The sequence below is a fragment of the Caulobacter sp. GW821-FHT12F03 genome, assembly GCF_058806855.1.
In genome coordinates, this window is record NZ_JBXAQC010000002.1 from 107,329 (window position 1) to 128,891 (window position 21,563).

Below are 21,563 nucleotides of genomic sequence, written 5' to 3' on the forward strand. Positions count from 1 at the left end.
GAAACCGTCGCCTACTGCGTAACCTGAGCCGCGTCGCGAACGAACAGCACCGCCTTCACGATCTCGTCGGCGAAGCCCTCGCCCAGCAGGGTGGCGTGGCCGGCGGCGTCGACGTTGACGATGTAGGGCTGTTGCGAGGCCCGGGCGGGCGCGGACTGCACCGCCTTCCAGCCCTCGCGGCCGGCGGCGGGCCCGGCGGTGACCACGGCCACCGGCCAGTCGGGATTATAAGGCGGCAACGCCGCGGCCTGGTCCGACGCGGCCAGCCACTGCATGACTTCCTCGGCGGCCCAGCGATTGTGCGGCCCGGAGGCGAAGGCGCGCCGCTTGGCGACAGCGGCCTCGGCCGGCAGGCCGATGCGATCGCCCATCCACGGCGCGACCGGCTTGAACAGCCCCGCGGACGCGCCCCAGCCGGCCACGCGGGAGGCCGCGCCGAAGCGCGCGATCCACTTGCGCGCCGAACCCATCTCCGCGGCCTCCGGCGTCGCCGCGTCGACCAGCACCAGCCCCGCGACCTTGTCCGGGTTCCGCCCCGCGAACAGCCGCGCGTAGAGGCCGGCCATCGAATGGCCGACGTAGATGTAGGGGCCGGGCTCGCCTGAGGCGGCCAGCATCTTTTCGAAGTCGCCCGCGATGGCCAGGCCGTCGCGCGGCCGGGGGCCGGGGTCGGACTGGCCGAGGCCCGCCCGGTCATAGGCGCAGGAGCGTACGCCGTGGGTGGCCAGCTTCGCCTGCACCGCCCCCCAGTCGGCCGACAGGCCGAAGGCCCCGGCTTCCATGACCACCACCGGACGACCGTCGGCCGGTCCGGCGCAGACCATGTGCAGGGAGCGGCCGCCGATGTCGATCATCCGGCCGCGCAGCGGCGTGGAACTGGCGGCGGACATGAGGCCTCCGAAGGCGATGAACACGAGCAGCGCGAGCACGAGGCCCGCCGCGCCCCGACCGGCGAACTTGAGCATGCCCTCAATCTAGGGAACTCTCGCGCCACAGGAAGGGTCTGGAGGACGATATGCTGAGACTTGTGCTGGGCGTGTTGGCGGGCGTGGCGGCGGGGTTCGCCACGGTGTTCCTGATCGAACTGATCTCCGGGAAGCTCTACCCGATGCCCGCCGGACTCGATCCGACCAGCGCCGACGGCATGAAGGCCTGGATCGCCGGCCTGCCGGTCGGGGCGTTCGCGCTGGTGCTGGCGGCGATGACGCTCGGCGCCTTCGACGGGGCTGCGGTGGCGGCGGCGGTCGCCGGGCGGCGGCGGCTGGCCGGATGGATCGCCGGCGGCGTCATCGTCGCGGCGACGATCTTCAACGTGATCGCCATTCCGCATCCGGTCTGGTTCGCCGTGGCGTCGGTCGTGCTGTCGACCACCGGGGCCTGGCTGGGCGCGGGCCTCGGCGGCGAGCGTCGCGCGGTCTAGCCGACTGCCGACCGGCCGATCGGCAGGTCGCCGGCGTGCGGGTCGAACACGGGCGGCGGCGACGGCGGCGTCAGCGGCGCGACCTTGTCGCGCGACTGCATCTTGGCCGAGGCGTCCGACGGCAGGATGGTCGCGTGGACGCGACCGTCGGCGGCGGCCGGCGTGACCACGACGCGATCAGCCGCGCGCGGCCGGGCGGCGACGCCCCTGGGCCAGTCGGACACCTGCGCGATGCGCACCACGCGCGGCACCCGCGCGGCGTCGCTCAGCGGCAGGTCGGCGGCGGTGGCGAAGGTGCGGCCCATGAAGGCGGCCGGATTGAGCGGCCGCCCGCCCTCGCGGATCTCGAAATGCAGGTGAGCGCCGGTCGAGCGGCCGCTGTCGCCGACGTAGGCCACCACCGCGCCGGTCGGCAGGGGCGTCCCCGCCTTCAGGCCCGGCGCCGTGCGGCCGAGATGGGCGTAGAGCGAGGTCAGGCCGTCGCCGTGGGCGACCTCGACGAACCGGCCGTAGCCGCCGTCGACGCCGGTGCGCAGGACGGTCCCGGCCAGGGTGACGCGGATCGGCGTGCCGGCCGGGGCGGCGATGTCGACGCCCTCGTGCAGGCGGCCGCCCTCTTCCCACGGCATCTTGCGCAGGCCGAACGGCGAGTTGACGGCGAAGCCGGCCAGCGGCGCGGCGAAGGCGAACTTGGCCTGTTCGATCGACGGGTGGCTGGCCGCGACGGCCGGCGCCACCGCCGGGACCAGCCGCGCGGCCGCCTCTTCGCGGGACGGCAGGCTGGCATGGGCGGACACGACGGCGACGGCGCCCATCAGGACGGCGGCGAGGCCGGTGCCCAAGAGGGGCGGAAAGCGGCTCTCGCGGGTAAGCAATTCACGCAACAAGGATCGGCCTCGTGGTTCATGTCGAGCTATACGCACGGTGCGACGAGGTCTGACGCACCAGCTTCGACGGTCATGTAAACTTGAGGCCGGCGATATGCTGGCCCAACCCGGCGAGATTATGTCCGGAAGCCGGGCGGTTTATTCTTTGAGAGCCCGCGAGGCAACCCCGGGCGCCGCGAATAGACTCTGCTCAGGCCGGCGTTGCTCTGCGCCAGCCAAGAATGCACATGGCCAGCATGATCAGGTTCGCGGCCGCGTCCAGCAGGATGAAGCCGTTGAACACCGGAGTCACCGCGTAGAACCAGTAGTCGAAGACGAAGAACGGCAGCAGGGCGATCGCGTAGACCAGGAAGGTCGTCCGGGTGAAGCGCGAGAACCAGGCAAACAGCCCCGCCAGCACCGCCTGGGCCCCGAAGCAGCGGACGATGATCGGCACGACCGGCGCGTCCGGGGCGCGCCAGGCCGGCGTCAGGCTGAGATCGGCGACCATCGTGGGCGCCACCAGGCACCAGCCCCCGAGCACCAGGAAGACGGTGGCGATCAGGCGCTGGATGCGGAGCGGGGTCATAGGCGCTCCTCGGACCTAGAGGTTCTTCACGATCCCTTCGACCATCTTCTTCGCGTCGGCGAACAGCATCATGGTGTTGTCGCGGAAGAACAGTTCGTTCTCCACGCCGGCGTAGCCGGAGCTCATGCCGCGCTTCACGAACAGCACCGTGCGGGCCTTTTCGACGTCGAGGATCGGCATGCCGTAGATGGCGCTGGTCGGGTCGGTCTTGGCGGCCGGGTTGGTCACGTCGTTGGCCCCGATGACGAAGGCCACGTCGGCGGTCGGGAACTCGGCGTTGATGTCCTCCAGCTCGAACACCTCGTCATAGGGGACGTTGGCCTCGGCCAGCAGCACGTTCATGTGGCCCGGCATGCGGCCGGCGACGGGGTGGATGGCGTACTTCACCTCCACGCCCTCTTCCTTCAGCTTGTCGGCCATTTCGCGCAGGGCGTGCTGCGCCTGGCTGACGGCCATGCCGTAGCCCGGGACGATGATCACCTTCGACGCGTTCTTCATGATGAAGGCCGCGTCCTCGGCGCTGCCCTGTTTCACGGGGCGGGTCTCGATCTTGCCGCCGGCGGCGGCCGCGCTGTCCTCGGCGCCGAAGCCGCCGAGGATCACGGAGATGAAGCTGCGGTTCATCGCCTTGCACATGATGTAGCTGAGGATGGCGCCCGAGCTGCCCACCAGGGCGCCGGTGATGATCAGCGTCACGTTCTGCAGGGTGAAGCCCAGCGCCGCCGCGGCCCAGCCGGAGTAGCTGTTGAGCATCGACACCACGACCGGCATGTCGGCGCCGCCGATCGGGATGATCAGGGTCACGCCGACCAGCAGGGCCAGGGCGAAGATCGCCCAGAAGGCCCAGGTGGCCGCGCCGCCGCTCATCACCAGCACCACGATCAGGCCGACGATGGCGACCGCGATGGCCAGGTTCAGCAGGTGGCGGGCGGGCAGCAGGATCGGCGCGCCGCTCATGTTGCCGTTCAGCTTGGCGAAGGCGATGACCGAGCCGGTGAAGGTGATCGCGCCGATGGCCAGGCCGAGCGACAGCTCGATGAGCGACTGCAGGTGGATGGTCCCGTCCGGCTCTGCGATGCCGTAGGCGGCGGGGGTGTAGATGGCGGCCACGGCCACCAGACAGGCGGCCATGCCGACCAGGCTGTGGAAGGCGGCGACCAGCTGCGGCATCGAGGTCATGGCCACGCGGCGGGCGATGATCGCGCCGATGACGCCGCCGACGGCGACGCCGGCGCCGATCAGGCCGAGCGTGATGGCGTCGAGCACGCCCTGGCTGAACAGCGTCAGCAGGGTCACGCCGACGGCGATGGCCATGCCAATCATGCCGTTGCGGTTGCCCGCCTGGCTGGTCTCGGGGCTCGACAGCCCGCGCAGCGCTAGAATGAACAGGACGCCCGAGACGATGTAGGCGATGGCGGCGATGTTGGCGTTCATGATCTCAAATCCCCCGAACGCGCGCTCAATGGCCGCTCTTGCCCTTGGCGGGCTCTTTTTTCTTGTACATGGCCAGCATGCGCTGGGTGACCAGGAAGCCGCCGAAGATGTTCACCGCGGCGAAGGCGGCGGCCAGGGCGCCGGCGCCCTTGGAGATCCAGACGTTGGTCGGGATCGCGCCGCCGCCGGCGAGGTCAGCGCTTCCACCGTGGGCCGCGGCGGCCAGCAGGGCCCCGACGATGATCACCGAGGAGATGGCGTTGGTCACGGCCATCAGCGGGGTGTGCAGGGCGGGCGTCACGCTCCAGACCACGTAGTAGCCGACGAAGATCGCCAGCACGAAGATGGCCAGGCGGAAGACGGTGGGGTCGACGACGGTTTCCATCTCGCGCTCTCTACTTCTTCTTCGGGGCGGACTTGGCGGCCGGCTTCGGGGCGGCCTTGGGTTTGGCGGGCTTGTCCGCCGAAGCCTTGGCGGCGGCCTTCGGCGTGGTTGTCGCAGCGGCCGGCTTGGCCGCGGCCTTCACGGCAGGCTTCGCGACGGCTTTGGGAGCGGCCTTGGCGGCAGGCTTGGCCGTCGCTTTCGCGGGCGCGGCCTTGGCCGGCTTGGCCGCAGGAGCCTTGGTGGCGGCAGGCTTGGCCGCCGGAGCCTTCGCGGCAGCGGCCGGCGCCGTCTTCAGCTGTTCGTGGACGATCGCGCCGTCCTTCGTCACCAGCGCCGCCTTGAGGATCTCGTCCTCCAGGTCCGGGGCCAGCCTGCCCTCCTTGTCCAGCAGCAGGACGGCGAAGGCCATCAGGTTGCGCGAATAGAGGGCCGAGGCGTCGGCGGCGATCCGGCCGGGCAGGTTGGGAATGCCGAGGATCTTCACGCCGTTGGCGGTCTCGAACACCTGGCCGAGCTTGACGCCCTCGACGTTGCCGCCCTGTTCGACCGCGAGGTCGACGAGGACGGAGCCCGGCTTCATCGACGCCACCTGGGCGGCCGTGACGAGGCGCGGCGCCGGCCGGCCCGGGATCAGGGCCGTGGTGATGACGATGTCCTGCTTGGCGATGTGCGACGAGACCAGCTCGGCCTGCTTGGCCTGATACTCCTTCGACATCTCCTTGGCGTAGCCGCCCGCGGTCTGGGCGTTCTTGAACTCCTCGTCCTCGACGGCGAGGAACTTGGCGCCGAGCGACTCGACCTGTTCCTTGGTGGCCGGTCGCACGTCCGTGGCGGTCACGACGGCGCCGAGGCGGCGGGCGGTGGCGATGGCCTGCAGGCCGGCGACGCCGACGCCCATGACGAACACCTTGGCCGCGGCGACGGTGCCGGCGGCGGTCATCATCATCGGCATGGCCCGGCCGTAGGCCTCGGCCCCCTCGATGACGGCGCGATAGCCAGCGAGGTTGGCCTGGGACGACAGCACGTCCATCACCTGGGCGCGGGTGATCCGCGGCACGAACTCCATGGCGAAGGCCGAGGCTTTCGCTTTCGCCAGCGCCTCGAGCGTGGCCCGGTCCTGGTAGGGATTGAGCGTGGCCACGACCATCGCGCCCGGCTTCAGGGCGGCGATCTCGTCGGCCTCGGGCCCGCGCACCTTGAACAGCACGTCGGCCTTGCCGACGGCGTCCTTCAGCGTCCTGGCGATGGTGGCGCCGGCGGCGGCGTAGTCGGCGTCAGGAAAGCTGGCCGTGGTTCCGGCGCCCGACTCGACGGTCAGGGACCAGCCGGCGGCGATCAGTTTCTTGACCGTCTCGGGAGTCGCGGCGACCCGGGTTTCACCGGCGCGACGTTCGCGGGTGACGGCGATGACTGGCATGGAACTCCCCATCCGGGCGCGGTTTGAGTCGCGCCCCTTTAGGGAGCCTGTTTAGGGGAAGATATTGCCCGTTGTCGAGCCTGCCGATGGTGCGCCGCGAAAAACTATGCCGCGCCGCAGCATCCGGGACGGGTTTTAGTGCCCGCCGCCCTTCTTCTCGCGCAGCAGGGCGATGCCCGCCGCCGCGACGACGACGCCCGGGATCAGGCCGCCGAGGAAGCCGGCCGGGGTGCAGAACCACAGGGTCAGCATCAGAATGGCGGTCGCCACGGCCAGCGAGCCCCACTTCGTCAGGCCCATCACGGCGTGATAGGTCGAGGTCTGCTCGGAGATGTCCATCTCGCCGCGGTGATATTCGGAAGCCATCGGTATGTCCTGCGCTCTGATGGGCCGGGATTACTATGGCGGGCGCGAAGGCTCAAGGGGGGCCGATAGGGCGCAGGGGCTAGGGATTAGGGGCTAGGGGCTAGTAGAGGGTGGGCGCGGCGATGGCGGCGTGAGCCGGTCGAACTAGTCCCTAGCCCCTAACCCCTGCCCCCTAACCTCCGGCCACCCCGCCAGCAGCCCCCGCAGCGCCCCGACGAACGCCAGCGGCTGGTCGATCATCACATGATGGTCGGCGTCGGGGATCGGGATCTGCGGCGAGCCGGGCGGCAGCAGGCCGCGCATGTAGTTGAGGATCTCGTCGTCGACGAGGCCGGACCGGTCGCCCCACATCATCGCCACCGGACAGGTGGCGTTGTGCAGCAGCGGTCCCCGGTCCTCCATCATGAACGAGGTCCACATGAAGGGGTCGAACCGCCAGGTGAAGCCGCCCTCGGTCTCCTTGATCGAGTTCCGCGCGATCCAGTCGGCGATGTAGGGGTTCTCGCAGCCCTGCGGCGGGGCCAGCCGGAAGCGGCCGAGCGCCTCGGTCAGGGTCGGGTAGACGCGGTTGGGGCTGACGCGCCGGGGCGGGCCGCGCCATTCGCGCTCCGGCGGCCGGACCACCGAGTCGACCAGCACGGCCGCGCCGATCCGGTCGCCATACCTGCTGGCCGCCAGCATGGTCGGGAAGCCGCCGAAGCTGTGGGCCACGAAGACGGGATTGCCGGCGGCGTAAAGGCCGGCGGCCTCGGCCGCGGCGAAGGACTCGCGGGCGAACTGGTCGGCGTTGTAGCTGTCCCGCCAGTCGGACCGGCCCATGCCGCTCCAGCTGAACGCCGCCACGCGCCAGTCGTCGGCGAAGAACGGCGCGATGAAGCTCCACCAGTCGGCGTTGGCCCCGTTGCCGTGCATCAGCAGCAGGCCCGGCTTGCCGACGTCGCCCCAGGTCAGCAGCTCGATGTCCGCCCCCTCGAAGGCGAAGCTCGAACGCTCCGGCGCGCGGGCGAGGGCCGCGTCGAACCAGGCCGGGGCCGGCGGCTTCTCGCCGTGGAACGGCAGCAGCGGGGCCGGGAAGTCCCTGTGCGGGGGCTGATCGTCAGCCACCGGCGGCCTCGACATAGGCCTTTTCGCCGGGGCGAGGCGCGCGCGGGCCGATCACCTTGTAGACGGCGGTGCCGGTCATCAGCATCCGGTCGCCCGACCACAGCGTGCCGCGCACCGTGTAGAGGTCGTCCTCCTCGGAGATGATCTCCGACGTGCCCTCGACCCAGTCGCCGAGCTTCGCCGACGACAGGAAATCGCAGGTCAGCCGGACCGTGACCCAGAAGTGCGACTTGTGCACCGAGATCACCCGGCCCCAGGCCACGTCGGCGACCGTCATCAGCATGCCGCCGTGACAGTTGGCCATGCCGTTGGTGTGGTGCTCCTCGACGCGGAAGCCGAGGCTGCAGTCGAAGTTCTCGTATTTCTCGTAGAGCGGCCCGATCTGGCGACCGAAGCCCCGGGTCCAGTTCAGCGGCTTGAACCCCGCCGGGATATCGCCCGCCTGGGCTTCGGTAAGATCGTCGGACATGCGCCGACTCTAACAACCGTTTGACTGAGGGGGAAGCGGCCGAAAGGGGACATGTACCGAAGGTACGTGTCCCCGTCAGGTCAGGCGTTCGAATTCCTCGACCAGCCGGGCGATGTCGCGGCAGCCGGCGGCCCAGAATTCCTTTGTGCGGGGGTCGAGGCCGAACGGCGCCAGCGCCTCGACGTAGGTCTTCGTGCCGCCGGCGGCGAGCAGCTCCTCATAGAGCGGCGCGAAGCCGGCCGGGTCCTCGCGGCGCTTTTCCATCAGGGCCCGCACCAGCAGGTCGCCGAAGGCGTAGGCGTAAACGTAGAACGGCGCGTGCACGAAGTGGCTGACATAGGCCCAGTAGTGTTCGTAGCCGTCGTTCAGCCTGATCGCCGGGCCGAGGCTTTCACCCATCACCTCGAGCCACAGTTCGCCGATCTCGTCGGGCGACAGCTCGCCGTCCCTGCGGGCGTCGTGGAAGCGGGTCTCGAACTGGTGGAAGGCGATCTGCCGCACCACCGTGTTCAGCCCGTCCTCGATCTTGCCGGCCAGCAGGGCGCGGCGGTCGGCGGGCGTCGCCTCGGCCAGCAGGCGCTCGAACACCAGGCCCTCGCCGAAGATCGAGGCCGTCTCGGCCAGCGTCAGGGGCGTGTCGGCCAGCAGGGTGCCGAGCGGCGCGCACAGGGTCTGGTGCACGGCGTGACCCAGCTCATGGGCCAGGGTCAGCACGTCGCGCCGCTCGCCCATGAAGTTCATGAACACATAGGGGTGGCGGGTCGCGGTCACCGGGTGGCTGTAGGCCCCCGACTGCTTGCCGGGTCTCGGCCGGGCGTCGATCCACGGCCTGGCGAAGAAGGTCCGCGCCTGGTCGGCGAACTTCGGGGCCAGGGCCGAGAAACTCTCCAGCACCACCCCCTTGGCCTCGTCCCAGCCGTACTGGCGCGGCGTGGCGGCGTCCAGCGGGGCGTTGCGGTCCCAGTAGTCGAGGGTCTTGCGGCCCATCGCCTTCGCCTTGGCGGCATAATAGCGGTGGCTGGTGGCGGCATAGGCCTCGGTGACCGCCTCGGCCATGGCGTTGACCGCCTCGGCGTCGACCTCGTTGCCGATGTGCCGCGACTGGGCGGGGTAGTCGTACTTGCGCCAGCGATCCTCGACCTGCTTCTCGAAGGCCAGGGTGTTCATCACCAGGGCCATGGTCGGGGTGCGGTCATGCAGCGCCTCGGCCAGGCCGTTGGCGGCCGCCTTGCGCCGGGACGCGACCGGATCCGACAGCCGGTTCAGCGCCTCGGGGAGGGTCAGATACTCGCGGCCGACCTTGGCGGTCAGCTTCGCCAGCGTCTCGTCGTACAGGCGCGACCAGTTGGCCACCGCCGGCGCGCGATCGATCAGCAGCCGCTCCAGATCGGCCGACAGCTCGTGCGGCCGGCTCAGGCGCAGGCGGCGGATCCACGGGCGCCAGCGGGCCGCGCCGAGATGCGCGTCCATGGCGGCCTCAAGCTCGGCGTCCTCGAGCTCGTTGAGCTCGAGCGTGAAGAACAGGCTCTCGGCGGCGATCTGCGAGGACCGCGTCCGCAGGTCGCCCTCGAACCGCGCCCACTCCGGATCGTCGCGGGCGACGGAGGCCGCCAGCGAGGCATAGGCCCCGACCGTCCAAAGCCCGTTGGTCGCCTCTTCATAGAGGGTGATCCCCTCGTCGATCAGCACGCCGAGCGCGGTCGCGTCGGCCCGGCTGGCGACGAACCGGCCCTTGAGGGCGACGAGGGCGTCGTTGGCCCGTCTGGCCGCCGCCAGGTCGAGCTCGATGCGGGGGTCCTTGCGGCTCTCGTAGAGGTCCGTGAGGCTCCACTCGGGCGGCTGGTCGGTCTTGGCGGGGGTCTTGGCGGGCGCGTTCATGGGCGGGATATCGCGCGCGGACGTCCGGCGCGCAACGCTCTCCGTGGCCGGGCCCGGATAGGAGGGTCCGCGCCGCTCTCTGGCCCCGGCGCCGGCCCTGGACGGACGATCCCTTGATCCGCCCGCCGCCGTTAACTCCCGACTCAGGTCTCCGAAACCCGGTCTTTACCCACCCGTGTTTCAATCCGGGTCAACAAGAGCGGCGCTCCATGTCGGGCGCACGCCGGTACGGTGGGTGACTTTCATATGACCAAAACGGTCCTGGTCGTCGACGACGACCCGACGCAAAGGCGTCTGATCCAGGCTGTCCTCGAGCGCGAGGGCTTCGCCGTCGCGCAGGCCGAGAACGGCGACGGCGCGCTCAAGCACCTGATGTCCGGCCAGCCGGCCGACGTCGTCCTGCTCGACCTGCAGATGCCCGGCCTGAACGGCCAGGACACGCTGAAAGAGATGCGCGCCAAGGGCTATGGCCAGCCGGTCATCGTGCTGACCGCGGGCGGCGGCGTGGAGACGGTGGTCAAGGCCATGCAGGCCGGCGCCGGCGACTTCATGGTCAAGCCGGCCAGCCCCGAACGGATCATCGTCTCGATCCGCAACATCCTGTCGATGGGCGACATGCGCAGCGAGGTCGACCGGCTGAAGAAGCAGGTCACCGGCCGCACCACCTTCGCCGACCTGATCGGCGAGAGCGCGCCGATGCAGATGGTCAAGCGCCTCGGCGAACGGGCGGCCAAGAGCTCGATCCCGATCCTGATCACCGGCGAAAGCGGCGTCGGCAAGGAAGTCATCGCCCGCGCGGTGCACGGCACGTCCGATCGCGCCGGCAAGCCCTTCGTGGCCGTCAACTGCGGCGCCATTCCCGAGAACCTCGTCGAGTCGATCCTGTTCGGCCACGAGAAGGGCAGCTTCACCGGCGCCTCGGAAAAGCACCTCGGCAAGTTCCGGGAGGCCGACGGCGGCACCCTGTTCCTCGACGAGGTCGGCGAACTGCCGCTCGACATGCAGGTCAAGCTGCTGCGGGCGCTGCAGGAGAGCGAGATCGATCCGATCGGCGCCAAGCGCTCGGTGCGCGTGGACGTGCGCATCGTCTCGGCGACCAACCGCGACCTGACCAACCATGTCGCCGAGGGCCGCTTCCGCGAGGACCTGTTCTATCGCCTGAACGTCTATCCGATCGAGGCCCCGTCCCTGCGCGAACGGCGCGAGGACGTGCCCTCGCTGGTCGAGGCCTTCATCCGCCGGTTCAACATCGAGGAAGGCAAGCGCGTCATGGGCGCGTCGGCCGAGACCCTCGCCCTGCTGACCGCCTTCGACTGGCCGGGCAACGTCCGCCAGCTGGAGAACGCTGTCTATCGCGCCATCGTGCTGTCGGACGCGCCCTATCTGCAGCCGCACGACTTCCCGGCCATCTCGGGGGTCAAGGTCGCCCCGGCGACCTTCTCCCTGCCCGTCGATCCGCCCACGGCCGAGCAGCTGATCGCCGAGATCAGCAAGGACGCGCCGGTGCGGATCCTGGACGGCCGGGGCCATGTCCGCCCGCTGGAGGAGGTCGAACGCGACCTGATCCAGCTGGCGATCGAGATCTACGCCGGCCACATGAGCGAGGTCGCCCGCCGCCTCGGCATCGGCCGCTCGACCCTCTACCGCAAGGTCCGCGAACAGGGCCTCGACGTCGAGGGCGGCCTGGAGGAGGCAAGCTGATGGCCCGTCGCGTCAACATCCGCCCGTCCCAGCCCCGCGACGCGCGGCTGAAGATCCTGATGCACCGCATGAAACTGGCGGCGGCCCGCGTGGCCGTCCTGCCCGCCGCCGTCAGCGCGGGCGCCGGGGCGTAATCCGCACCATGGTCCCGTCCGGCGCGCCGAGCCCGCCCTGGCAGGCCGCCGGCCGGTAGCGCAGGTCGTAGCAGAGCCGCACGTCCATCAGCCGGCCGTCCGCGACGGTCTTGATGTAGATTCCGTCGCGCCGGACGCCGGGGTTGGCCTTCACGAACGCCGCGCGGATCTCGCCGGCCGTGGTCGCGGCCGGCATCGGCGGCAGCCGCAGGCCGCGCCACAGCCGCCGGGCGTCGGCGAAATAGGCTTCCGGAGAGGTCCAGCCGCAGGTCCCGTGCGCGGCCCACTCATGCTGCAGCGAGGCCGGCGACGGCGTCATGCACAGATGCCGGCGCACCGTGGCGGCGGGGATCGCCGGGGCCGGGCCGCAGTAGCGCGGGTGGCGGCCGTCGGCGCCGTCGGGCCACAGGCCGTGCAGCACGAAGCCGAAGGCGTTGGCGCGGCACTGCACCGCCAGCTCGGGATCATCCTCCCGCCCGCGACAGGCCTCCGGCGCCCAGGTCAGGGCCAGCATGTAGAAGGCGGTCGGCGCGTCGCCGACGATCTCGTTCGCCGGCGGGGTCAGCTCCGGGGCCGGAACCACCGTCTTCGGCAACGAGCAGGCGCGCGGCGGCGGCGCGGCGGCCGGGGCGAACCCGGCGCCCAGCAGGGCGGCGAGGCAGAGCGCCGGCAGGCCGGCGCGGGCGGCGATCATGTCGGATCCTCTTCGACCTCGGCGGGCGCCGGCCGCCGGCCGAACGCCTCGCGCTTCATCGGCTTCTTCTCACCCTTGGCCTTGAGGGTGATCTCCTTGAGCTTCACCGTCTGCAGGACCGAGAGGGCCTGGCCGGCGCCGCCCTTCTCGGGATCGCCGAAGGCCCGGCCGTAGGTCTTCAGGCGGTCCTCGACGCTGCCGAGGAACTCGCCTTCCCAGTCCGACAGCTCGACGCCGGCCTTGTCGGCCGTGCGTCGCGCACGCTTGAGGGCATTGAGCGCGGCCCGCTTGGCCTGCGCCTTCAGATCGGGTGGGCCCCGCTTCAAACTTCCCCGATGGCCGAGAGGTAGAGGTCGATCAGCGCGTCCTCTTCCTGGCGCTTGGCGCGGTCCATCTTCCGGATGCGCACCACCTTGCGGATGATCTTGACGTCGAAGCCGTTGCCCTTGGCCTCGGCGTAGACCTCCTTGAGGTCGGCCATCACCGCGGCCTTGTCCTCCTCAAGACGCTCGATGCGCTCGAGAATGGTCTTGAGCTGCGTCTGGGCCGTGCTGTTGAGCACGTCGATGGTGGAGGCGTCGTCGGCCATGGGGAAAGGCTCTCACAGGACGGAGGGATCGGGAAGCCCGACGGTCTAGCCCCCCCGGCCTCAGGCCTCAAGCAGTCCGTGGCCGACCAGCAGCGGATTCAGCGCCGCGGGGTCCTCGAACCTGTGGACATGGAAGCCCAGGGCCCGCGCGGTCTCGATGTTGGCGGCCGAGTCGTCGATGAACAGCAGCTCCTGCGGCGCCATGCCGGCGCGCTCGGCGGCCAGAAGGAAGATCGCGGGATCGGGTTTGACCAGACCTTCGTCGCCGGACACCACCGTGTCGCGGAAATGGCCGAACGCCGGCGACAACGCCTGGACGCCGGGCCAGGCCTCGCTGGGCATGTTGGTCAGGCCGAACTGCGGCGCGTCGCGGGCGGCCAGGGCGTGGATGGCGGCTTCGGTCTCGGCGAACACAGGCCCGACCATGTCGATGAACCGGTCGCCCCACAGCCGGATTTCGGCTTCGAACTCGGGATGGAGGGCGATCAGCGGCGCGGCGTTGTCCCGGAACGAGACACCACGATCGTGCGCGATGTGCCAGTCGAGCGTGCAGACAGACGAAAGGAACCGGTCGCAAGCGGCCGGTTCCTGGAAGATCGTTTCGTAGAGACGTCGCGGGCTCCAGCCCACGATCACATTGCCGACGTCCCAGAGAACTCCCCGGGGCGCGCGCATGCTCAGCCCTGTTTGGCCTTGAAGCGCGGGTCGGTCTTGTTGATCACGTACATCACGCCCTTGCGACGCACGAGCTTGCAGTCGCGGTGGCGATTCTTCAGCGACTTGAGCGAGCTTCTGACCTTCATGACCCGTCTACCGTTTTGCGGGTGCACCCGGACGCGAAAAGCGGCGCCAGCGGGAACCCGGTTGTTCCAGAGCGGGCGGCTATAGGCGGGGCGGGCTTTTGAGTCAATCCGCGCGCTTGAAACGCCAGACGCCGTGCTGGCCCCGGCGGTTGTACATCACGCCGCCGATCTGCCCCAGACCCGCCTGGCCGACATAGACCGCGAAGTGGTCGTTGGACTGCCACTCGATCAGGTTGCCGCGCTGGATCCAGGTCCCGTTGGTGTAGGCCACGCCCTTGGAGACGTACTCGACGACACAGTCCTCGCGCAGGAACAGGGTCATGGGATTGGCTTCCAGCCCGTCCCACTCCGAGGTCCCGCTCCAGCGGGTGTTGGCGTAGGACGGCCCGCCCGCCGGATCGGCGCAGCTGGAGTCCGCCGCCAGAGCGCCCCCCGACCACGCCGCAACCGACGCCGCCGCCAAGGCTCCAACCCACAAACGCTTCATGTGACTCCCCACGATTTCCGCACGGACTATCCTGCGAGCCTGCCGGTCAGGTCAATCTCGGCACGGTATTCGCAGCCTTGTGATTGAGGTGCGGCCCCGCACGCCTGTAGCTTGGTTCGATGGATCGTCGTTCATTTCTCGCCCTGATTCTCGCCGGCTGCGCGGATCCCTCGCTGGAACCGTCGCTGGGCGTGACCACGCCGGCGCCGCAGCCCGCCCCCGGAACGCCCGCCGTGCCGGCCGTTCCCTCGCCGTCGGCCAGCCTGACGCCGTCCGGGGACCCCAACTTCGACATCTGGCTGTCGGGCTTCTATCTGCGCGCCCGCGACGCCGGGGTGCCGGCGGCCGTGCTCGACCGCGAGCTGGCCGGCCTGACGCCCGATCCGAAGGTCGCGGCCCAGGACGCGCGCCAGCCGGAATTCTCCAAGCCGGTCGGCGACTATGTGAAGGGCGTGGTCAGCGACGCCCGCATCGCCCAGGGCCGGCAGTTCCGCGACAGCCTGCCCTACCTGCCCGAGATCGAGCAGCGCTACGGCGCGCCGCGCGAGATCGTGCTGGCGATCTGGGCCATGGAATCGGCCTTCGGCAAGATCCAGGGCGACCAGGACGTGATCCGCTCGCTGGCCAGCCTGGCCGCCCAGGGCCGCCGCCGGGCGTGGGCCGAAGGCGAGCTGATCGCCGCGCTGAAGATCGTCGGCTCGGGCGAGGCGCCGCGCGCCCGTCTCAAGGGCAGCTGGGCCGGGGCCATGGGCCAGACCCAGTTCCTGCCCTCGGTGTTCCTGGCCACGGCCGTGGACGGCGACCGCGACGGCGTGCGCGACATCTGGGGTTCGACGGCCGACGCCCTCTATTCGACCGGCGCCTACATGGCCAAGGCCGGCTGGAAGCGCGGCGAGAGCTGGCACCGCGAGGTGATCCTGCCGTCCGGGTTCGATTATTCGGTGGTCGAGGGACCGAAGGACACGCCCCTCGGCTGGGCGTCGAAGGGCGTCAAGCGGGCCGACGGCCTGCCGTGGAGCACGGCCGACCAGGCGGCGCAGGCGGGCCTGATCCTGCCGTCGGGCGCGGCGGGACCGGCCTTCCTGGTGTTCCCCAACCATATGGCCATCCGCCGCTACAACAACTCGACCGCCTACGCGCTCGGTGTGGGGCTGCTGGCCGACCGGTTCGGCGGCGAGGGTCCGCTGGTCACGCCCTGGCCCTATGAGGTCCCGCTGTCGCTGGCCGACCGGATGGCGGCCCAGACGGCCCTGGCGAAGGTCGGGTTCGACCCCGGCGCGCCGGACGGGGTGATCGGCTCGGGCACCCGCACGGCCCTGCGCGCCTGGCAGAAGGCCCGCGGGCTGCCAGCCGACGGCTACCTGTCGATCGATGTCGTGCGCAAGCTGCGGGAAGAGGCGGGACTGCCGTAGCGATCGGCCACCAGGGCCACCAGGGGACAGGTTATCCTGTCCCTTGGGACTGGATAACCTGTCCCCGTTCCGAGATCCGGGGACGGGACAAGCAGTCCCAAGGGACAGCTTGGCCAGTCCCCCCGGCCTTCGCCAAGGTAAGCGGAATCGAGCCTAGACCCCGCCCTCGTCGCTGCGTTCGAGGATCGCCAGGGTGGCCTCCTCGTCGGCGTCGCCCGCCTCGCCGGCGGCGCGCAGGATGGTGTTCCTCAGCGCGAAGGCCATCAGCCCGGCGAGGATCAACGCGTTGAGCAGGAACGGCCCGGGGTGGAAGTGCCGGTAGAGCTCCACGAAGGCCGGGGCGATGATCACGTTCAGGCCGTTGACCGCGGCGATGGCCGCCGCGGCCTGGGCCTGCTCATGCATCTTCACCGACAGCGAGGCGCCGGCGGTGAAGCCCGGGCGGGCGAAGCCGTAGCCGAGGCAGGCAATGGCGTAGCCGGCGACCACGGTCCAGTAGTCCGGCGCGAAGGCGGTGATCAGGTTGCCGACGCAGGCCAGGGCCACGCCCCAGCGCAGCAGCGCCTTGGGCCCCATGTTGAAGATGCGGATCAGGCCCCACTGCGCCAGCAGGCCGGCCATCGCGCCAGCCGCCATCGACACGGCGATGAAGCCCAGCGCCTCGACGGGCGAGACCTTGAGCTTGTCGATGATCATGAAGCCGAGCGTGTAGCCCTGGGCTGTCTGGCAGGTCGCGACGAGGAAGCCGTAGATCAGGAAGGGCGCCAGCCGCTTGTCCTTCCACAGGGCCGCGCCCGCCAGCCGCCGCGTCTCGCGCTGGACCGCTTCCTCGGGCAGCAGCCGCCAGACGACGATCAGCATGCACAGGGCGATCAACGAGAAGGTGAACAGCGGCCCGGCCAGCGAGACCACCGGCAGGATGAACATCGGCGCCAGGAACGGGCCGACCACGGTGCCGAGGCCGAAGGCCCCGGCCAGGCTGGCCATCATCTGGGTGCGTTCGGCGCGCGGCGTCCGCTCGGCGACATAGGCCTGGGTCGCCGGGTTCGAGGCCGAGCCGATCAGGCCGAAAAGGGCCCGCGCCAGCAGGAAGATGAGGAAGATCGCCCACCAGGGCGCCAGGTGGTGCAGGCCGGCCGTCACCACCAGGCCGCAGCACAGCATGGAGGTGGCGAACCCGCTCAGGCCCAGCATGATCAGCGGCTTGCGGCCGCGCTTGTCGGACTCACGCGCCCAGAACGGCGACATGATCGCCCACAGCAGGGCCGACAGCGAGAAAATCGCCGCCATGAAGGCGTCCGGAATGCCGATCTGGCGGCCGATCGCCGGCAGGATCGACATCAGGCCGGTGTTGCCGATGGCCACCACGATCGAGACGGCGAACAGGATGCCGAACGAGCGCGGGGCGAGCTTCGGGCCTGTCATCGTCTGTGCGCTCATTGTGACAGTGTAGAGCGCGTCGAAACCGGCGCGCAACGGCCGCCGCGCTCACCGCCCATTAAGCATTAAGGGGGATTCTCCGGCGGTTAACCTTGCGGGGCGGCGTCTCTTTCCATGTTCCAGATCATCGGCATCGTGCTGCTCTTCGGCCTCGTCTTCGGCAGCTACATCATGTCCGGCGGCAACATGGCCGTGATCATCGAGGCGGCCCCCCACGAGATGATGGCCATTGGCGGCGCGGGCATCGCCTCGTTCCTGATCTCCAACTCGCTGGGCGTGATCAAGGCGTCCGGCGCCGGGCTGGGCAAGGCCTTCGCCGGCCCCAAGTGGAAGGCCAGCGACTATCGCGACCTGCTGTCGCTGCTGTTCCTGCTGACCAAGACGATGAAGTCCAAGGGCGTCATCGCGCTGGAAAGCCACATCGAAAAGCCCGGCGAAAGCGCGATCTTCTCGCGCTTTCCCCGCATCATGAAGGACCACTTCGCCGTCGACTTCATCTGCGACACGCTGCGCATGATGACCATGAACCTGGAGGATCCCCACCAGGTCGAGGACGCGATGGAGAAGCAGCTCGAGAAGCACCACCACGAGCACGCCGAGCCGGCCCACGCGCTGCAGAACCTCGCCGACGCCCTGCCCGCCCTCGGCATCGTCGCCGCGGTGCTCGGGGTCATCAAGACCATGGGCTCGATCACCGAGCCGCCGGCCGTGCTCGGCGCGATGATCGGCGGCGCGCTGGTCGGCACCTTCCTCGGCGTGTTCCTGGCCTATGGCCTGGTCGGCCCGATCGCCGCCCGGCTCAAGGCCGTCGTCGACGAGGAAGGCGCCTTCTACCGAATCATCCAGTCGGTGCTGGTCGCCCACCTGCACGGCAACGCGGCGCAGATTTCGGTCGAGATCGGCCGCGGCAGCGTGCCCTCGGCGTCGCAACCCAGCTTCCTCGAACTGGAAGAAGCCCTGTCCAGCATTCCGAACGAAGGCTGAGGCCTTTCGCCGCGGGAAAAAAGTGATCACAGGGGCGTGAATGAGACTCTTGCGCTCCCCGCTCAGAGCGGCATAGTCCCTGAGCGTCCCCCAGCGGGGCGCGTTAAAAAGCCTCACAGGGGACTCCAGGACATGACCTCCGATATGCTCCGTAAGCTGCTCGTCGCCGGCGCCGCCGTCGCCGCTCTCTCCGTCGCCGCCTGCGGCAAGCCCGCCGAGAAGGCCGAAGACGCCGCCGCCACGGCCGACGCCGCCGCCGCCACGGCGACCGACGCCGCCGCGACCGCTGACGCCGCCGCCACCGACGCTTCGAAGGCCGCCGCCGACGCCGCCGCCGCCGCTCCGGCCGACGCCGCCGCTGCCGCCCCGGCTGCTCCGGCCGCCGACGCCGCTGCCGCCCCGGCCCCCGCGCCCGCGCACTAAGAACAGTCTCGACGCTTCACGCGTTGAAGGAAGGGCCGTCCTCCGGGGCGGCCCTTTTTCCTTGTCAGGTCCCATGTCGCCAGACGGTCCCCATGCCACCGATCCCGCCCTGGTCTGGGGCGACGACGGCCTGCCCCGGTCGGGCCGGTTCGGCGACGTCTACTTCTCCAGCGACGATGGCCTGGCCGAAACCCGCGCGGTGTTCCTGGCCGGCTGCGGCCTGCCGGACGCCTGGGCCGGACGGTCGCGTTTCGTCGTCGGCGAGCTCGGCTTCGGCACCGGCCTGAACATCGCCGCCCTGCTGGACCTCTGGCGCCGCGAACGGCCGCCGGAGGGCCGGCTGCACATCTTCTCGGTCGAGGCCTTTCCGGTGTCGCCGGCGGACGCCGCCCGCGCCCTCGCCCGATGGCCAGAGCTCGCCGAGGTCGCCGCGCCGCTGCTGGCCGGCTGGCCGGGTCGGGCGAGCGGCTTCCACCGCGTCGACCTGCCGGCGCTGAACGCCACGCTCGACCTGGCGGTCATGGAGGTCGAGACGGCGCTGCGCCAGTGGACGGGCCGGGCCGACGCCTGGTTCCTCGACGGCTTCGCCCCCTCGACCAACCCGGGGATGTGGCGCCAGGAGGTGCTGGACCTGATCGCCGCCCGCAGCGCGCCCGGCGCCCGGGCGGCCACCTTCACGGTCGCCGGCGCGGTCCGTCGGGGCCTCGAGGCCGCGGGCTTCAGCGTCGCCAAACAGCCCGGCCACGGCCGCAAGCGCGAGCGGCTGGAAGCCCGTCTCCCGGATCAGGCGGTCGCCGATCCCGCCCCGCCCACGGTCGCCATTCTCGGCGCGGGCATCGCCGGCGCCAGTCTGGCCAGGGCGTTCAGGGCCCTCGGCGTCACGCCCGTCCTGTTCGACGCGCGGGGCGCGGGCGCCGGGGCGTCCGGCAATCCCGCGGGCCTGGTCTCGCCGCGCCTCGACGCCGGCCTTGGTCCCACCGCCCGGCTGTACGCCCAGGCCTTCGCCCGCGCCGTCGACCTCTACGCCGACCTGCCCCAGGCCATCGTCGCCCGCGGCGCGATGCAACTGGAGACCACCGACCGGGACGCCGGCCGGTTCGACGTCGTCGCGGCGTCGGACATCTTTGAGGCCGGAGCCCTCACCCCGCTGGCGGCCGACGCCATGAGCGCGGCGCTCGGCGAGCCGACGCCCGGCGGCCTCGCCCTGGCCGACGCCGTGGTGGTGCGGCCCGCCGCGCTGCTGGCCGCCTGGACTGGCCCGGTCTCGCCGGGCGTCGCCGCGTCGATCGCGCCGCGTGAGGGTCGCCAGGCGGTCCTCGACGCCGACGGCGGCCTGCTCTGCCTGGCCGACGTCGTCTGCATCGCCGCGGGACACGCCAGCGCCGCCCTCGCGCCCGACCTGACGCTGCAGCCGGTGCGGGGCCAGGCGAGCTGGACGCTGGAGCCTCACCCGGCGCCCGCCGTCTCGAAGGGCGGCTATGTCATTCCCCTCGCCGACGGCGGCGTGCTGTTCGGCGCCACCTTTGACCGGGATGACGCCGACGAGGCCCCGCGCGACGCCGACCAGGCCCGCAACCGGGCCCTGCTGGCCCAGACCCTGCCGGCGCTGGCCGCCCGCCTCGCCGACAGCCCCGTGGCGGGCCGGGCCAGCATCCGGGCCGCGACGCGCGATCGCCTGCCGCTGGCCGGGGCCCTGCCAGGCGCGCCGGGGTGTTTCATCCTGTCGGGCCTGGGATCACGCGGCTTCTGCACGGCGCCGCTGCTGGCCGAGCATGTCGCGGCGCTGGCGCTGGGCGCGCCCTCGCCCCTCCCGGCCGACCTGTCCGCAGTCGTCGACCCCGGCCGGTTCGCCGAACGGGCCCGGCGACGCGGTTCGCCGTAATCCCGCCGCGTCGCTATAGTGAAGTCGGGGTCGGGCCTTGCGTATGGAGACCATGATGAAACCGCTGACCATCGCCACCCTCGTCGCCGGCCTGGCGCTTTGCGCCGGCGCCTCGGCCCTCGCGGCGGACCCGGCGCCGCCGACCGCCGCCGCGCCGGCCAAGCGGGCCTGCTTCTTCTCGCACCAGATCAACGGCTGGCGCGAAGCCCGGCCGCACAACGACCGGGTCGTCTACCTCGATGTGAAGACCCATGACGTCTACCGGCTGGACACGTTCGGCCCGTGCAACGGCATCGGCGAGGCGGAGTCGATCGGCGTGGAGACCTCGCGCGGCAGCGACGTGATCTGCGACGGTCTGGACGTGACCCTCATCGTGCGGGGCCCCACCGGTCCGTACCGCTGCCCGGTGTCGAAGATCACCAGGCTGACGCCCGAGGAGGTCAAGGCGGCCTTCCCGAAGAAGCATCACTGAGGCGACTGCGACAGCCTGTCGCAAGCCTTGGGGGCAACCAACCCGAAGCCGCGACATTCCGCGACAGGGCATGACGTGTCGGGGGCCGCTATGGTCTCGGAGAACGTCGTTCCACGTGCGGCGATGGGACGGGACCCTTGGACGGCGAATTTACTCAGCGAACGGGACCGTTCAGGCCTGAGGCCTTCTTTGTCGGGCGGACCGAAGGCTGGGGTCTCGCGCGGGGCCCGACCGGCAGGCTCCTTCGCCGCTGCCGGGTGATCACCGACGGCCATCTCGACGACGCGTTCCGCTCAATCCACTTCGACGAAACCTTCCATTGGGAGGACGGCGAGGAAGACAGCTGGCGCTGGGCGATGACCCGGGGCCTGGACGGCCGCTACGTGGCTGCCGAGGCGCGCGCCGGGTCCGGGATCCAGGGACGCTACGACGGCGCCGACTACCTGCTGTCGTTCCGCCGGCCGCTGCGCATCGACGGCGGACCCAGGCCGCGCTTCATCACCCGCTTCACCCAGATCTCGCCCTCCGTCGCGCTCAAGAGCGTGAAGCTGTTCATCTGGGGCTTGCCGGTCGGCCACCTGACCGCCTTTCACAGGCGGCTCGACTGACCGGGA

Annotated in this window: 26 protein-coding genes; 9 read left to right on the top strand and 17 right to left on the bottom strand. The window is 70.6% G+C overall.

The annotated features are described in order from the left end of the window. Positions 1 to 11: 11 nt before the first annotated feature. Positions 12 to 965: an alpha/beta fold hydrolase gene (locus AC1RN0_RS05990; protein WP_492786523.1), complete on the bottom strand. Its 954-nt coding sequence runs from the start codon at positions 963 to 965 to the stop codon at positions 12 to 14. Between the two features lie 50 nt (positions 966 to 1,015). Between AC1RN0_RS05990 and AC1RN0_RS05995 the strand changes: the two genes are divergently transcribed. After that, positions 1,016 to 1,420: a hypothetical protein gene (locus AC1RN0_RS05995; protein ID WP_492786524.1), complete on the top strand. Its 405-nt coding sequence runs from the start codon at positions 1,016 to 1,018 to the stop codon at positions 1,418 to 1,420. Here AC1RN0_RS05995 and AC1RN0_RS06000 read toward each other — a convergent pair. From AC1RN0_RS06000 to AC1RN0_RS06040, 9 genes are all read right to left on the bottom strand, one after another. Then, positions 1,417 to 2,304 (bottom strand): M23 family metallopeptidase, encoded by an 888-nt coding sequence (locus AC1RN0_RS06000; RefSeq protein WP_492786525.1) that lies wholly within the window; start codon positions 2,302 to 2,304, stop codon positions 1,417 to 1,419. The genes AC1RN0_RS05995 and AC1RN0_RS06000 overlap by 4 nt on opposite strands. Positions 2,305 to 2,497: 193 nt before the next feature. Then, positions 2,498 to 2,875: a hypothetical protein gene (locus AC1RN0_RS06005; protein ID WP_492786526.1), complete on the bottom strand. Its 378-nt coding sequence runs from the start codon at positions 2,873 to 2,875 to the stop codon at positions 2,498 to 2,500. 15 nt (positions 2,876 to 2,890) lie between these two features. Beyond that, positions 2,891 to 4,309, bottom strand: a complete 1,419-nt coding sequence (locus AC1RN0_RS06010; RefSeq protein WP_492786527.1) for an NAD(P)(+) transhydrogenase (Re/Si-specific) subunit beta — start codon at positions 4,307 to 4,309, stop codon at positions 2,891 to 2,893. Between the two features lie 25 nt (positions 4,310 to 4,334). Beyond that, entirely contained in the window at positions 4,335 to 4,694 is a 360-nt protein-coding gene (locus AC1RN0_RS06015; protein ID WP_492786528.1) for a proton-translocating transhydrogenase family protein, read from the bottom strand. A 10-nt stretch (positions 4,695 to 4,704) separates the two neighbouring features. Next, positions 4,705 to 6,111: a Re/Si-specific NAD(P)(+) transhydrogenase subunit alpha gene (locus AC1RN0_RS06020; RefSeq protein ID WP_492786529.1), complete on the bottom strand. Its 1,407-nt coding sequence runs from the start codon at positions 6,109 to 6,111 to the stop codon at positions 4,705 to 4,707. Between the two features lie 135 nt (positions 6,112 to 6,246). After that, the gene (locus AC1RN0_RS06025; protein WP_492786530.1) at positions 6,247 to 6,477 is read right to left on the bottom strand and encodes an aa3-type cytochrome c oxidase subunit IV; all 231 of its coding nucleotides are present in this window, start codon (positions 6,475 to 6,477) and stop codon (positions 6,247 to 6,249) included. A gap of 144 nt (positions 6,478 to 6,621) precedes the next feature. Next, positions 6,622 to 7,581, bottom strand: coding sequence for an alpha/beta fold hydrolase (locus AC1RN0_RS06030; RefSeq protein ID WP_492786531.1), 960 nt, complete (start codon positions 7,579 to 7,581; stop codon positions 6,622 to 6,624). Next, positions 7,574 to 8,050, bottom strand: coding sequence for a PaaI family thioesterase (locus tag AC1RN0_RS06035; protein ID WP_492786532.1), 477 nt, complete (start codon positions 8,048 to 8,050; stop codon positions 7,574 to 7,576). Before AC1RN0_RS06035 ends, AC1RN0_RS06030 begins: the two co-directional genes overlap by 8 nt. A gap of 75 nt (positions 8,051 to 8,125) precedes the next feature. After that, the gene (locus AC1RN0_RS06040) at positions 8,126 to 9,928 is read right to left on the bottom strand and encodes a M3 family oligoendopeptidase (protein ID WP_492786533.1); all 1,803 of its coding nucleotides are present in this window, start codon (positions 9,926 to 9,928) and stop codon (positions 8,126 to 8,128) included. 246 nt (positions 9,929 to 10,174) lie between these two features. Here AC1RN0_RS06040 and AC1RN0_RS06045 point away from each other — a divergent pair, with 246 nt between their 5' ends. Together AC1RN0_RS06045 and AC1RN0_RS06050 are read left to right on the top strand one after the other, a co-directional pair. Continuing rightward, positions 10,175 to 11,629 carry a sigma-54-dependent transcriptional regulator gene (locus tag AC1RN0_RS06045; RefSeq protein ID WP_492786534.1) on the top strand — a complete coding sequence of 485 codons (1,455 nt, stop codon included), beginning with the start codon at positions 10,175 to 10,177 and terminating at the stop codon, positions 11,627 to 11,629. Then, the gene (locus AC1RN0_RS06050) at positions 11,629 to 11,763 is read left to right on the top strand and encodes a hypothetical protein (protein WP_492786535.1); all 135 of its coding nucleotides are present in this window, start codon (positions 11,629 to 11,631) and stop codon (positions 11,761 to 11,763) included. The genes AC1RN0_RS06045 and AC1RN0_RS06050 overlap by 1 nt, the downstream gene beginning before the upstream one ends. Here AC1RN0_RS06050 and AC1RN0_RS06055 read toward each other — a convergent pair. The 6 genes from AC1RN0_RS06055 to AC1RN0_RS06080 all read right to left on the bottom strand — a co-directional run bounded on the left by AC1RN0_RS06055 (position 11,741) and on the right by AC1RN0_RS06080 (position 14,336). Further along, entirely contained in the window at positions 11,741 to 12,457 is a 717-nt protein-coding gene (locus tag AC1RN0_RS06055) for a ribonuclease T2 family protein (RefSeq protein WP_492786536.1), read from the bottom strand. The two genes, AC1RN0_RS06050 and AC1RN0_RS06055, sit on opposite strands and share 23 nt — an antisense overlap. Beyond that, positions 12,454 to 12,783, bottom strand: a complete 330-nt coding sequence (locus tag AC1RN0_RS06060; RefSeq protein WP_492786537.1) for a hypothetical protein — start codon at positions 12,781 to 12,783, stop codon at positions 12,454 to 12,456. Before AC1RN0_RS06060 ends, AC1RN0_RS06055 begins: the two co-directional genes overlap by 4 nt. Next, positions 12,780 to 13,046, bottom strand: coding sequence for a nucleoid-associated protein GapR (gene gapR / locus AC1RN0_RS06065; protein ID WP_488899696.1), 267 nt, complete (start codon positions 13,044 to 13,046; stop codon positions 12,780 to 12,782). The genes AC1RN0_RS06060 and gapR overlap by 4 nt, the downstream gene beginning before the upstream one ends. Before the next feature lie 60 nt (positions 13,047 to 13,106). Then, the gene (locus tag AC1RN0_RS06070) at positions 13,107 to 13,721 is read right to left on the bottom strand and encodes an HAD family hydrolase (protein ID WP_492786538.1); all 615 of its coding nucleotides are present in this window, start codon (positions 13,719 to 13,721) and stop codon (positions 13,107 to 13,109) included. Positions 13,722 to 13,723: 2 nt separating this feature from the next. Next, positions 13,724 to 13,849 (bottom strand): type B 50S ribosomal protein L36, encoded by a 126-nt coding sequence (gene ykgO / locus AC1RN0_RS06075; RefSeq protein WP_492344210.1) that lies wholly within the window; start codon positions 13,847 to 13,849, stop codon positions 13,724 to 13,726. Between the two features lie 103 nt (positions 13,850 to 13,952). Next, positions 13,953 to 14,336 (bottom strand): hypothetical protein, encoded by a 384-nt coding sequence (locus AC1RN0_RS06080; RefSeq protein WP_492786539.1) that lies wholly within the window; start codon positions 14,334 to 14,336, stop codon positions 13,953 to 13,955. Between the two features lie 119 nt (positions 14,337 to 14,455). Here AC1RN0_RS06080 and AC1RN0_RS06085 point away from each other — a divergent pair, with 119 nt between their 5' ends. After that, positions 14,456 to 15,748: a lytic murein transglycosylase gene (locus tag AC1RN0_RS06085; protein ID WP_492786540.1), complete on the top strand. Its 1,293-nt coding sequence runs from the start codon at positions 14,456 to 14,458 to the stop codon at positions 15,746 to 15,748. Positions 15,749 to 15,901: 153 nt separating this feature from the next. Here AC1RN0_RS06085 and AC1RN0_RS06090 read toward each other — a convergent pair whose 3' ends face one another. Then, the gene (locus tag AC1RN0_RS06090) at positions 15,902 to 17,173 is read right to left on the bottom strand and encodes an MFS transporter (protein ID WP_492786541.1); all 1,272 of its coding nucleotides are present in this window, start codon (positions 17,171 to 17,173) and stop codon (positions 15,902 to 15,904) included. 129 nt (positions 17,174 to 17,302) lie between these two features. Between AC1RN0_RS06090 and motA the strand changes: the two genes are divergently transcribed. The 5 genes from motA to AC1RN0_RS06115 all read left to right on the top strand — a co-directional run bounded on the left by motA (position 17,303) and on the right by AC1RN0_RS06115 (position 21,557). Beyond that, positions 17,303 to 18,172 (top strand): flagellar motor stator protein MotA, encoded by an 870-nt coding sequence (gene motA, locus AC1RN0_RS06095; RefSeq protein ID WP_492786542.1) that lies wholly within the window; start codon positions 17,303 to 17,305, stop codon positions 18,170 to 18,172. Positions 18,173 to 18,316: 144 nt separating this feature from the next. Beyond that, positions 18,317 to 18,595 carry a hypothetical protein gene (locus AC1RN0_RS06100; protein WP_492786543.1) on the top strand — a complete coding sequence of 93 codons (279 nt, stop codon included), beginning with the start codon at positions 18,317 to 18,319 and terminating at the stop codon, positions 18,593 to 18,595. Between the two features lie 73 nt (positions 18,596 to 18,668). Then, positions 18,669 to 20,477 carry an FAD-dependent 5-carboxymethylaminomethyl-2-thiouridine(34) oxidoreductase MnmC1 gene (gene mnmC1 / locus AC1RN0_RS06105; protein WP_492786544.1) on the top strand — a complete coding sequence of 603 codons (1,809 nt, stop codon included), beginning with the start codon at positions 18,669 to 18,671 and terminating at the stop codon, positions 20,475 to 20,477. Positions 20,478 to 20,532: 55 nt separating this feature from the next. Continuing rightward, entirely contained in the window at positions 20,533 to 20,949 is a 417-nt protein-coding gene (locus AC1RN0_RS06110) for a DUF6491 family protein (RefSeq protein ID WP_492786545.1), read from the top strand. 137 nt (positions 20,950 to 21,086) lie between these two features. Beyond that, on the top strand, positions 21,087 to 21,557 hold the full coding sequence (locus AC1RN0_RS06115) for a DUF3833 family protein (RefSeq protein ID WP_492786546.1): 471 nt from the start codon (positions 21,087 to 21,089) through the stop codon (positions 21,555 to 21,557). Positions 21,558 to 21,563: the final 6 nt, after the last annotated feature.